This window comes from Bacillus sp. AFS029533 (assembly GCF_002585125.1).
Lineage (GTDB): Bacteria > Bacillota > Bacilli > Bacillales > Bacillaceae_G > Gottfriedia > Gottfriedia luciferensis_B.
In genome coordinates this window covers 28,367-40,896 of the sequence record NZ_NUQC01000028.1, presented here as the reverse complement: position 1 = coordinate 40,896, position 12,530 = coordinate 28,367, and the positions used below count along the sequence as shown (strand labels likewise).

General features: G+C 28.4%; 12 protein-coding genes. 2 read left to right on the top strand and 10 right to left on the bottom strand.

Annotated features, from left to right (window positions below; all coding sequences use genetic code 11):
- Positions 1-116 precede the first annotated feature (116 nt).
- Positions 117-266: a hypothetical protein gene (locus tag COE53_RS24055; protein ID WP_176547395.1), complete on the bottom strand. Its 150-nt coding sequence runs from the start codon at positions 264-266 to the stop codon at positions 117-119.
- Between the two features lie 202 nt (positions 267-468).
- A complete protein-coding gene (locus tag COE53_RS16600; protein WP_098948420.1) occupies positions 469-975 on the bottom strand; it encodes a hypothetical protein in 507 nt (168 codons plus the stop codon).
- 258 nt (positions 976-1,233) lie between these two features.
- On the opposite strand from COE53_RS16600, the gene recJ reads away from it, so the two are divergent.
- Both recJ and COE53_RS16590 read left to right on the top strand, forming a co-directional pair.
- Positions 1,234-2,895, top strand: coding sequence for a single-stranded-DNA-specific exonuclease RecJ (gene recJ, locus COE53_RS16595; RefSeq protein WP_098948419.1), 1,662 nt, complete (start codon positions 1,234-1,236; stop codon positions 2,893-2,895).
- Between the two features lie 103 nt (positions 2,896-2,998).
- Positions 2,999-3,256 (top strand): hypothetical protein, encoded by a 258-nt coding sequence (locus COE53_RS16590; protein WP_098948418.1) that lies wholly within the window; start codon positions 2,999-3,001, stop codon positions 3,254-3,256.
- Between the two features lie 83 nt (positions 3,257-3,339).
- Here the strand turns inward: COE53_RS16590 and COE53_RS16585 are convergent, their stop codons facing one another.
- The 8 genes from COE53_RS16585 to COE53_RS16550 form a co-directional block, all read right to left on the bottom strand.
- The gene (locus COE53_RS16585) at positions 3,340-3,837 is read right to left on the bottom strand and encodes a GrpB family protein (protein ID WP_098948417.1); all 498 of its coding nucleotides are present in this window, start codon (positions 3,835-3,837) and stop codon (positions 3,340-3,342) included.
- Between the two features lie 977 nt (positions 3,838-4,814).
- The gene (locus COE53_RS16580; RefSeq protein ID WP_098948416.1) at positions 4,815-5,111 is read right to left on the bottom strand and encodes a hypothetical protein; all 297 of its coding nucleotides are present in this window, start codon (positions 5,109-5,111) and stop codon (positions 4,815-4,817) included.
- 122 nt (positions 5,112-5,233) lie between these two features.
- Positions 5,234-7,594, bottom strand: a complete 2,361-nt coding sequence (locus tag COE53_RS16575) for an ATP-binding protein (RefSeq protein ID WP_098948415.1) — start codon at positions 7,592-7,594, stop codon at positions 5,234-5,236.
- Positions 7,587-8,297, bottom strand: a complete 711-nt coding sequence (locus COE53_RS16570; protein ID WP_098948414.1) for an ABC-three component system middle component 1 — start codon at positions 8,295-8,297, stop codon at positions 7,587-7,589. The genes COE53_RS16575 and COE53_RS16570 overlap by 8 nt, the downstream gene beginning before the upstream one ends.
- Positions 8,294-9,685 (bottom strand): ABC-three component system protein, encoded by a 1,392-nt coding sequence (locus COE53_RS16565; protein ID WP_098948413.1) that lies wholly within the window; start codon positions 9,683-9,685, stop codon positions 8,294-8,296. Before COE53_RS16565 ends, COE53_RS16570 begins: the two co-directional genes overlap by 4 nt.
- Before the next feature lie 436 nt (positions 9,686-10,121).
- The gene (locus tag COE53_RS16560; RefSeq protein WP_098948412.1) at positions 10,122-10,463 is read right to left on the bottom strand and encodes a hypothetical protein; all 342 of its coding nucleotides are present in this window, start codon (positions 10,461-10,463) and stop codon (positions 10,122-10,124) included.
- A 91-nt stretch (positions 10,464-10,554) separates the two neighbouring features.
- Positions 10,555-11,697 (bottom strand): anti-sigma factor, encoded by a 1,143-nt coding sequence (locus COE53_RS16555; protein ID WP_180242439.1) that lies wholly within the window; start codon positions 11,695-11,697, stop codon positions 10,555-10,557.
- Positions 11,690-12,190 (bottom strand): RNA polymerase sigma factor, encoded by a 501-nt coding sequence (locus COE53_RS16550; RefSeq protein WP_098948410.1) that lies wholly within the window; start codon positions 12,188-12,190, stop codon positions 11,690-11,692. The genes COE53_RS16555 and COE53_RS16550 overlap by 8 nt, the downstream gene beginning before the upstream one ends.
- Between the last annotated feature and the right edge of the window lie 340 nt (positions 12,191-12,530).

Below are 12,530 nucleotides of genomic sequence, written 5' to 3'. Positions count from 1 at the left end.
AGTAGGTACTAAATTTTTTAAATAATGTACTTTAAAATTGGTACTTCATCAAATGAATTTTTATTAGATAACCCATTTATATAATCCAGGAAAGAGATCAAATAAAAAAAAACGGACTACTTTTTTGCTGTAGTACCGTTTTTAAAGGCTATCATTACACTTTTCGCTATTAAATTGATATTTGGTTTATTTCTAATAATAACTGTGCCAATGGGTTTCTTAGGAGCTGATGTAGCACTGTTATCCTTTGAATCATTGTTTACCATGCTACCCCGCCCTTTCCCTTTGTATAATTCTTATGGTTGTTATACAGGGGCGGTTAAGTGCTTTCGCACATTCCGTATTAAATTATATGTGCTGTATGCTTGCCTTTGTGCCAATGTACATGCAAATAAAAATTCATCTCGCCTTGTTGTATTCAGATTAAAATCACAAAAAAAGGATTAGCTTATGCCAATCCTTTCCATATTATTTATGTTCTACTAACCATTGTTTTACCTTTTTCTTCATCTGTAAATCTAATTTTTCAAGATCTCCCTGGTTATTTCTAACTTGCTTTACATACTTACGAGGAAACATTCTTTTTAATGAAACCCCAGGATCACCTTCATCTGGCTCTTCATATTCTACAACTGAATAGGAGTATCCTTGTCGCTTCAATTTAATCAAAGCAGGCAAAGAATGACCAGCTTGACTTTCTGTTTTTGTTGACAAATTATAGGTACCGAAAAGGGAATAAAAGTAGACTATCAAATTATCATTCTTTTTTTCCATTCCATACACATTATGTACTTCAAATTGTTTATCGCTTGGAGGTAATACCCCTTTATAATAATCGATAATAAAATCGGATATGATTTGATCCATTTCTTTTGTTACATTTGTTCTACCATCAGTAATTACAGATTTACTGCAACCAGCTAAAAATATTGAAGTAAACAGCACAACCATAAAACTACATTGAATTTTTTTCATCCTTATCCCCTTTTAATTTGAATGTTTAAAGAATGATTCGTTTTAAATTTACTAACCCCTTCCATTTTCTCCCACCTTTATTAAATTTCCTTAATATTATATTGAGGAACTATTTATTTATTACCTCCAAACGGTATGTAAACTAGTTTTTGAGCACCAACGACATTTTTAAATAAAAATAAAATGTTTTTATTTAAGAATAATTACATTTCATATCGTCAATTCTATACATATGAAAATTAAACTCGGAGGTACTTTATGAGCTGGAATAAAATTAAACCGATTGAAGATGAAACAGATTTTGCAATGATACGCTACCTTTCGTCCCAATATTGTCTTCATCCAACCATTAGCCAACATTTGTTCCATTTAGGGATAAATACATCTAAAAAAATGGGAGACTTTCTAATTCCTTCACTTAATTCTATGCATCATCCGTTTTTGCTAGATGAAATGAATATGGCAGTCCCCCGAATCTTACAAGCTATTGCACGACAAGAACAGATTCTTGTATTTGGAGATTATGATTGCGATGGCATGTCCTCTTCGACTATTTTAAGCCAAGCCTTAATTGAATTGGGTGGTCAGGTAGACACACGATTACCTTTAAGAACAGAAGGTTACGGATTATCAAAGGAAATCGTTAACAGTCTATCAAAATCTTATTCACTGATTATTACAGTTGATAATGGGTCAAGTGCTCATGACGCATTACAAGCAGCAAAAGTAAAAGAAATTGATGTGATTGTCACTGATCATCACGAAGTATTGAATGGAAGACCAGATTGTTTGGCTTTTATTAATCCAAAACGAAAAGATAACCATTATCCAAATCCAAACTTATGTGGTGCAGGAGTTGCATTAAAACTAGTACAAGCTATTTATCATGAGTTAAAGCGAGAATGGATTGGTGAATCTTTTAAATTTTTTGACCTAGCAACTTTAGGAACAATCGCGGATGTCGTGCCATTAATTGGAGAAAACCGAATTATCTGTTGGCATGGATTACGAAAAATAAAAAATCATCCTCATCCTGCATTCAAAAAAATAATAGATAAATTAAGGATTAAAACAGTTGATAGTTCAACATTTGGCTTTACGTTGGGTCCAATTTTTAATGCGTGCGGACGAATTGGCGACCCAAATTTTGCTGCTGCCATTCTTCGTTCTACTGATCCAACTAATGAAGAAATTGATCAACTCATTGCATTAAATGACAAACGAAAAAAAGTAACAGCAGAGCAATTCTTGACGATTCAAGAAAAAATACAAAGTGAAAGTTTATTAAACGATGATGTTTTAGTGATAAACGGGGATTTTCACAAAGGGATTATTGGGATTCTCGCATCCAAAGCTTCAAACTATTATAAAAAACCAACAATTGTTATCTCTAGTGACGGAACAGGTTCAGCAAGAAGTTTACAAGGAAGTCAATTTTCCATTATTAATTGTATATCTGGATGTGAAGATTTATTGAAGAAATACGGTGGTCATCCAATGGCAGCTGGTTTTTCGATTAATCTAACCGAAAGTCAGGTTAATTTATTCCGATCAAAAATACAAAGAGAAGCATTAAAACAGCATATCAGTTCACCACAACAGTTTTATATCAGTAACATACCCATTCAAACTTTTCCAAAAGAACTGATGACTGATTTGCCTATATTAGAACCTTATGGAATGGGCATGCCAAAACCAATTTTTAAAAGCAATGCAACTAAAATAGCATCATCTCAATATTTTGGAAAAGAGAAAGAACATTTAAAATTACTAATTAAAGATAAAAATGTTTTAGGGTTTTCACAAGCACATATATTTCATAAACTAAAGGATCTATCTGAATTAGATTTGTTTTATTCAGTTAATTGTCATAAAAAAGAAGACTTTTTTTTACATGATTTAATGAAAAAAGAAGTCTGATGTACTAGTTAATGAATAAATTATTTGTTCATTTAAACTTTCTTATTAGAAAAATAAAATATTTAAGAGTTTTAAAATATCTAAAACTATAGGGGTATTTAGCATGAATACAAACATTTTGTACTTTAAAATTTACGAACATGAAGTAACATCTAGTGATTATGTGAATTGGGCTATAGAAATGCTATTAAACGATTATTTAACAGACTCATTAATTATCTTGGCATCATTTATCGAACCACTTAATATTTTTGAAGTTGAAGATTATTTTCAAAGATCGATAAAAGAACTAAATATAAGTAAACCTACACATCAAGAATGTGCAGGATATTATAAAAGTCATTCAATTAGGTTTAATTGAAGCTTAACCTACTTTTTATTCTTAGCTACAATACAAGTTAGTTGTACAAAATTTAATAATTTATTTAATGAATTACCAAAGTGTCACATTTTTTTATATTCAGGAGAATGCATTAACTTTTCGAAAAACTTGTTTTTGCATTCCCTATAATCATCCATTTCCTTCCCTTCGAACTTCCTTTTTAAATTATCATACTCTACTCTGTACGCATCATTTAATAATAAAATATCTCGGAACTTCCAAAAGAAATCAAATTCAGAATCAACAATCGTTAGTTGTACACCTAAAGGTGGATCGTTCGAATCATTTTTAAATGCTCTAAACGTGTCAGTTTTGATGCTACCTTCGTTAAGTTCAAAAACATTTTTAAGTTCGTTAACTGCTTTTTGGAATTGCTCAGGAATAACACGCACTTGAATATCTAAATCACCCTTTGTAAGGCTGTTAGGGATGGCTGTACTTCCAACGTGCTGGACATCAGCCTCTGGTAATAGACCATTAATTAATTTTCTTTGAATTAAGAAAGATTTCTCTGCTTTTTCAAAAAGCAAACGATTATTTGAAAAACTAACTTGTTCCATTTAATCCTCCTAACAATAGATTTTCATAATTATTTCTAATTTCTTCTTATTCAACTGACAAACTATTTAGCACAATAAAAAAAATCGACCAAATAGTCGACTATCGCCTTCAACAGCCATACATTAATTGATTAAAAAATAAGCTTAATCTATATAATTATTTTATACATATAGCAGATAACAAACTATTATGGAATGACTCAAAAAATAATGCAGGTTATTATTATCTGTACAATTTAAAAACTGATAAGATTAAACATTATAAATCTACGTATCTATACCCTGGATATGCACAATTATCGAATAATAAAATCTACACTATTCAATTTAAAGATTATGCTTATTGGAGTAAACAAGAATTTTGATACTACGATATTGATTCTAAAAAGTATCATCCTATAAAGACAGACGGTTTATTCATTAATTTCTTTGATGTATCGAACGATAAATTAGCTATTTTAAATGATGTCGGTAAAATGTCTTTATTTTAAACTGAACGAAAACAATTTCACTAAATTAAATTTAGAAGTAGATAATAATCCTATTCTAGGGCATTTTTCATCACAAGGAAAATATACCCTAACTTATTTAGATGGTTTAAGAAATAAAATTACAATAGTCAATTAGATTTAAATATAATTAGTAATTTAATTTGTATTTTGATGAGCTGGCTTTGGTTTTAATAGTTTTAATAACCAAATGTATACTTAATAAAGGATTCCTAAATGCTATTCAGGCATCTAGGAATCTTATTTTTCTCATCATAATATATTAAACAATATATTCGAATTAAAGTATTGACAATAATATAGGAATAATACCTTAAACATTAAAGGTCTTTCAGATAACACAACCTTAGCCTTCCGATTTCTATAGACCTTAATAATCAAACACCAGTTAGGTCGTTTAGATAAAAAAACACCTTGATTAAGGTGAGTTAATGATTCATTTTGTATCAGGAAAAATAGATTTGTTAATTACTTCATCATACTTCTAATTCTTTTTTGCAGGTTTTGTAGTTGTTTATTTTCAAACATATTTAAATCTAAAGATTTCCATTCTTTTTCTTTAAAATAAAATTTCTCTTCTTTCCCATTAATTATAAGGACAGCAACAAAAGTTTTACCACCATCTTCTAAATATGAATACCATTCATTATCAATGATTCCAATACCTGACTCATTTATTTTATCAGATTCATTAATCATTCTTATATAGGTATTAATGGTTCCAACTATCTGATTTTTATAAATTTTCCCAGAAATAAAGCTCATTGATCAAGTCTCCTCATTTAAACATTATACTTTATAACTATTTCCAATTTTCTGAGTTTATAACATAATGTTTAACAAAGAGGAATAAAAATAAGGAATCTACATGGGTAGATTCCTTATTTTTATCTTACATATAACTTTTGTTTTACATTTATTTTACCAACACTTAGACCATATTTTAAAAACTTATATCGAATAAAAAGTGAAATATTATCCTCATGTGTTGAAAGAATTAATTGACGATCTGTAAATTCATTTCTTAACAATTCTACAAAAGATGCCATATTCATTTCATCCATGGTTTGAATAGGATCATCGATAAGCAAAGTCATAATGCCTTTATTACCATATACCTTATTTAAGGCTAGTGTGAAGGCAATTACTGTTGAAGAAAGTTGTCCAGAACTAAATGAATGTACAATATCATGATCTGTCTTCTGTGGAGGAACAAAATTAATTGACTTTAATTTTGTTTCTCCTGATTGACTTACATCCTTATCTTCCTTAATAAATACGCCAATCCCTCTTTGATGATTCTGAATAATTTTCCCACTGTATACGTAAAAAGGTATTTCGATATCACTAATCATTTTCCCGCGATGTTTATTTATTTTTTCATTATACAGAGTAATAATTTTCCCTAAAGATTGAACATTTGAATCCATCTTGCTATACTGCAATTTAAGTTGTTGGACTTTTTGATATACTATGCTTGATTGTATAAAATACTGGTTGTTAATGTAATTCATTTTCTCTGTGATAGTAACTTCGCTTATCTTTTCTAATAATTGATCATTTAGATTAAATCGATCACGATTAATTCTTTTAAAAGAGTTCATATGTTCTTTGCAAAAATCATTTACTCTAGACTTTTTCATTCCAATGTGTGATTTTATTTCCAAAACTCTTTGATCTAAATCTTCTACAAAATGTATTTCTTTATTGATAAATTGATCAATATTAATTCCTAACTCTTGAAACCATTGTTTAGCTTTTTCCATATCAGTGATTACAGTTTTATATAATTTTAACTGCTCAAAAAATGATTTATCAACTGAGTGAAGGATTAACTCCTCTTCAATTTTTTGTGAAATATCGTTAAGATATTCAATAAAAAGTTTTTCAATTTCGTCGTTTACTATTTTAGATGATATATCTAAGTTATGATTTAGCTGATCAGTTCCAAGATCAATTTGATTAATTAATTCTTCTAAACTATCTTTGGAATCCCCGCACAGAGGACAATCAATTTGGTCATTAGAATTAATATTTAAGAAGTCTTCATAATCCTTTAAAAGTTTACTTCGTGTTTGATTCATTTGATTAACAATTTTTGATATTGCATTAGAGTTACCATTGTGACTTTTTATTGAATTAACTCTTAGGATTATTTCCTCTTTTTGGAAAGGCAATTTTATATTTGTAAAAATAAAATCCCAATCAATTACTTTTTGAATAAATTCCTTCTTCTTTAAGATTTCAATAATTTGTTCATACTTTAATTGATTTTGATATTTTTTTTCTAATTCATTATATTGATCATAAAAATATCCAAGAATAATGAACGCTTTCAATTTATTTTCATTTTGTAAAATCTTATCTATTTTTTCATTTTTTAATTCGTTTTTAAAATCTTGTAAGTTCAGTATTAAATTTTTAATCTCATTTAATTCATCTAAATACTCGTCTTTTAATTTACTATCTAGAGGCTTTATAATTTCCTTATCCCATGGTACCTCCAATATATTCTCTGAATCAATTAGCGGTTTATAGCTTTGAACTTCTATATTAGATTGATTTTCCTGTTTTAGTTCTTTCTCTAATTTTTTTATTTCTCCATCTAATTTTGTCTTTGCATTAATAATTTTGTTTTTTGCCTTCTCTAAATATATTTTTTGGTTCATCTCAGTTTCTATATTAAATAATTTAGAGATTATACCCATTCGATCTTTTTCATTTTGTTTAAAAAGAAAACTGCTTTCCTCTTGTTCAATATAATTATAAAGGTTATATTTCTCTTCTAAGTCCTCCACACCAAAAAGATTATTGAGATCTTTATCTGTTAGACTTTCTTTAAAATCGTCATCTTCTAAATTTTTTAATTTGTATAATTGAAAATGAGAAAAATCCTGTGGTTTTTTTTGTATACTTGTTAAAGTATCTGGTTTAAGCACCCTAGCTAAAACTAATTTACTTTGCGGTTGATCAATATCGATAAATTCAATTTTTAATATAGTTGATTGATTTTGATCTTTACTTAATAGATGATCACTAAATCCTCTGTTAGTTGTAGATATTTTATTTAATTCTATTCTTCTAACTTTTCCTGTTAATACTATTTGGATAGCATCATAAATGGTAGTTTTTCCAAATCCATTCGGTCCATCTAACACATTTAGATTTGCTCCCTCTAATTCAACTATCGCTTCATCAATGGATTTAAAATTTTTGATGTATATTTTTTTAATAATATATCTATTCAATTTGACCTACTCCTATACAATTTAGAATTTCTTCTATACTAGGTTCTGCTTCAGAGTTCTCATTAAGTTTCATGAGTGAATTCCATAAATTTTTTTCTTGTTCACCCATACATTCAACAATTTCTTCTAGTAAGCTTGGTAATATTTGTTGTTGATTTTCTATATTTAAAAAAGGTAATTTAATAAATAATTTCGATACTAAATCATAAATAAGCGCTTCATTGGAGTCTTCATTATTTTTAAATTTGGAAAACTGACTCGTATCATTTAAAATTTGATTAATTAAAGAAGTAATTTTTAACCCCGAGTCTTTAAGTAATGATTCTAATAAAGAAACCTGTTCTTTTGTATACACCATCATATATTTTTTAAAGTCGTATGGATCTTCTTCTATATCATGTATCAAGGAACTTATTTCTTTAGAAAGCGCCAAATTTTCTACTTCTAAAAGAATTAATAAGGACAAGTTTTTTTCTAACCCTACGAACGTTTGTCGCGTTTCTATTATTTTCAAAAGGTATTTATCTATTTTCTCATTTATTAGTTCTCTTTTAGATGTCTCCAACTTTAAAAACATAACGGTTAGAAAATCGAACTTATTTTGATTTGTACGCTCAGCTAATAAACTACTTTCGTCTTCTAAACTGATTTCATCTATGATAAAGTCTTTTTCTAAGAGTATGTGTTTCATTAAGTTTTTCATTTAAATTCCTCCTTTGCTTTATGTACAGCAATAAATTCCATTCGTTTTGGTATAGTAATAGTTTCTTTTATTTCTAATTCTTGAATAAATTCTTGATACGCATGTCTTACATCCACGATATTACCATCGAACGCTCCGTCTAACTCATTTGTAATTAATTTATGTATGTCAAAAAGCATTAAAGTTAGTCTATTATCATCTTTAAGGGCTTTAAAAACTTGTCTTCCTTGAATTTCTACTGCAAATTTTCCTGATTCCTCAGCAATTGTAGTTATTAAATGATGTATCCCTGATTTATTTAGGACAAACATATCTTTCACATCTTCATGTTGTAATGCAAAATCATCAGCTTCCAGAACCATAGGGAATAAAGTTTTATGAACACCTGATTTAACAAGCATTTCTTTATAGTCAGAAACCATTATGGATTCCACATTTACGTTAATTGTTGGAGATAATTTTTTACATAATAATAAGAACTCATCATCACTCATTGAACAAATTGTCTGCCAATTTTTATTCCAAATAATACATTCGTTAGGATTTATCCCTTCTTTTTCACAATATTGTAAAAAATATTCCTCAAGATCATATTTCAACATGCTAGTTGCTGTTTTTTTTGAGAATTTAAAGACAAAATCATTTTTTAATGTATCTAGAAAATTCCAAAAAGGGATTTCAGGATTCTTTATTTTCTTTTTATGACTTAAGGCAACAAATTGATTAATTTCATGTAGAAAGTTATGAAAAATGTATTTGACATTTTCCTCAGACTCAGCGAATTGAATCTTAAGAAAGCCTTTATTTTTCTTATAAAACTTCTTAATTTGTGTTTTAATTTCACTATCAATCTCTAAAACACTTATTACCTTTTTACAACTGTCTTCATCCGTATTGTTAAAAAATAGTTTTAAATAAACTTCTTCGAATTTGTCCTCTTCAAAAAGTAATTTTTTATATTCTTTAAATTGTTCAATCTTCGAATCTGGATTTGTTGCTAACAATAAATTTTTTAACTCATTTTTTTCTGGTACCTGAATTGAAATACAAGTGTGGAGATACATAGAATTTATAGATTCATATTTTGCACATTTGCCCATTAATTCTAAAATTGCCTCTTTGTAAGCACTGATAGTAGATTTTTCTTGGTATGACTTAACTTGATGGATGGTATGTGGGTTTCCTTGATATTTTATAGTAAAGTCTTCTAAATGTTCTATTTCTAAAGTAAAGTCTTTAATGTTTTGATAGGGGATTTCCATTTGATTAATTAGGTAAAGTACCCAATAAATACCTACCTTACCTTGATAGTCATAACCACTCCAAGAGGAAATGGCATTATGTGTATCTCTTTTTTCAATTTCTCTAAAACCTTGATTATTATCCATTAAAACACTCCCAAGAATATAGCTTGAATTTAAACAAACTCATTTTAACATTATTTACCATTAATCCCTTTTTATTTTATCAAAGAAATAGTGGGGTTAACAGGTAATATATCAAAAATTGTAAAGTCTATTAAAAAAGTTAATTTAACACTAATTTTTAAATAACACAAAATACACTTTAGCTATATCCTATTTTGGTCTCGAAACAAAAAAAGAGATTAACCTACGGTTATCTCCTCTTATTTGTTTACATTATCAATACAATATTTTAGCTAATATAATATGATCAACCATTGACTACTATTGAACCTAAGAACTTTAATTTAACAAATCCGCTTAATTCATTTGTAAGTCAATACAATATTTTTTTAATAAGTGCTGCCTTTTTTGAATTTTATATCTTTTCCGCTGATAATCATGGTCGCATAATTAGCCTTCATTTATTAAGTAATTTTCGTCTCTTTTCTTTTAGCATAAATATAAAACTAATTAAATAACAGAGACTTGTAATACCAAATACGGCAAAGATTCCAGGCGTAAGAGCCAAGTATAAACTGATAGGAAGCGACCATATAAAAGCAACTAATAATAACCATTTTCTATAAGTTAGTGAAGCAAATAATGCCAAACAAGCAGGAAAAAACAACATAATTGCGGTACGAGTTACCACGTCTGTTTCTATTCCATTTGAATATGGATTAAAATAATTTAAAACAACCCATAATAGTATACTTACTACACTTGAACAGACACCTAAAATAGATGAAATTTTAATCATTTTCCTCCCCCTATTACTCTTTGTGTCTTGTAAACTAGGAAACAATTAAGTTTATCAAAAAATTACTTAATTTCGTTTCATAAAGTATTTTTTATTTTGATTCATTCCAATTCCAAAAATCAACATCCCCTACACTTGCTTTTCCTACCCATTTTTCTTTTTGTAATTTTAAAAGTTCTTTTGTTGGACCAGTGACAACAACTCCATAGATCCTTACACCATTTCTTTTGATGTAGTTTGTTTTTTCTTGCAATCTCTGTTTAGAAAAAGATGCTACATTTTGAGAGATTAATGAATTTGAATTCATTAAATCTAACACATCTAAGAATTCTTTATTTCTTTTAGCCGCATCTCCATAAGATTCAAACCCCAAGTTTACTGAACCTGTAATTTCAGTGGTCACAAACCCATTCCCCGATTTTTCTTTTGAGATTACTTTTTCATTTTTTTGCAAATTAAATCCAGAGTACGGAAATCCAAGTGAAGGTTCGATCCATTCACTTCTATTTTTGTCAATGCCAGTATCTACTGCAAACCAAGCAGGTAGCAAATTTTTACCTTCAAGCAATTTTAATGTAGCATCTGTGGTAAGGTAATCAGAAAAAGATATATATAATTCTGATACTGTACCTTCTGGTAAATGCTCTAATCTTTTGAATCCATTATCTATTTGAATGCTCTTTTGTTGTTCTGGATAAATAAAAAATGGAGCAGGTTGAACTTGTTTTGAAATATTTATTGTTGGTAACCCGAAGAAAAAGGATGATTTTACTTCTCCTATATTCTTTTGTCCATCCCCTAGTTGTTTATTAAGCTCTCCATCGATATACAGCTTTAAAATGCCACTTTGAATACTATCATTTACTGTGACATTTGGATGTGTAGCTTCAACTGAAGTCCGAATAATTTCAGAATAATTAGAAGCACGATCTGGTTCACCCCAAGAATAAAAAATCGTTGTGATTGACCAACATGCGCAACCAACAAGTAACAAAATGGAGAGTGCGGTTAATGCATTTTGTATACGAGCTTTCCATATTACTTTCTTGATTAAAGCTTTTTCATTGAAATTATTATTCTTTTGTTTAGTGCTATCATCCCCTTGCATGATTTCATCTAAATAAGATTGATATATTTCCAATTTATCAAGTTCATTTTCTAATTGAATTTTTTCACTTTCAGAGAGTTTCCCATTCGTATAAGCCTCTAACTTTTCTCTAAAATTCTCATCCATTACCATTACCTCTCTCATTATTTCTTAAAGTTTGTCTAGCACGAAAAATTAAAATTTTGACATTCGATTCAGAAATCCCCATTACTTGTGCAGTTTGTTCATAGGTAAAATGATGAATAGATACCAGTAATAATGCATTTTTTTGTTTTTCTGGCAGTTCTCTAATATTAATAAGTATCGATTGAAGTCGTTCTTTCAATAACAATTGCTCTTCAATCGTTAAAGAATTATTAGCAACATCATAGGAATCAAGATCTTTATGTAAAAGTCTTTTGTCTTTCCTTTTCTTGTCTATAAATAGATTGTATGCTACTTTAAAAAGCCAAGGTTTTATTTGTTCACTTCTCAGTTTCTCAATTTGTAAAAATGCCCGAAAAAATGTTTCCTGTACTAATTCTTCAGTAATTTCATAATCTAATGAAATGGAAAACAAATAACGTGATACTTCCTTGGCATATGCTTCATAAATTTCTTCTAATGTCTCGTTCTCCATCTCTTCCCCCCTTCATATAAAACACGTTTGAGCGAATGAAAAGTTACATACTTTTTAAAATTTTTTTAATGTTTCTCACGAAATTGTTGCTGATTGCTATTAATAAAAAAATGTCTATAGTGTTTTATGTTACTTTCCAAATAATGTAAGGTAAATTGCTTATTATCAAGAAATAATTAAAAACAATCTACAAAAAAAAGAGTCATATACTATGACTCTCGAACTTTAGTTAAAAACATAGTATTTACATCTGTAGAATATTACTTTTAGGTCGCTAAAAAAACACAAAGAAACATAATCTCGATTAAAAAATTTTATCCGCTACCAGTATGTTAAATTT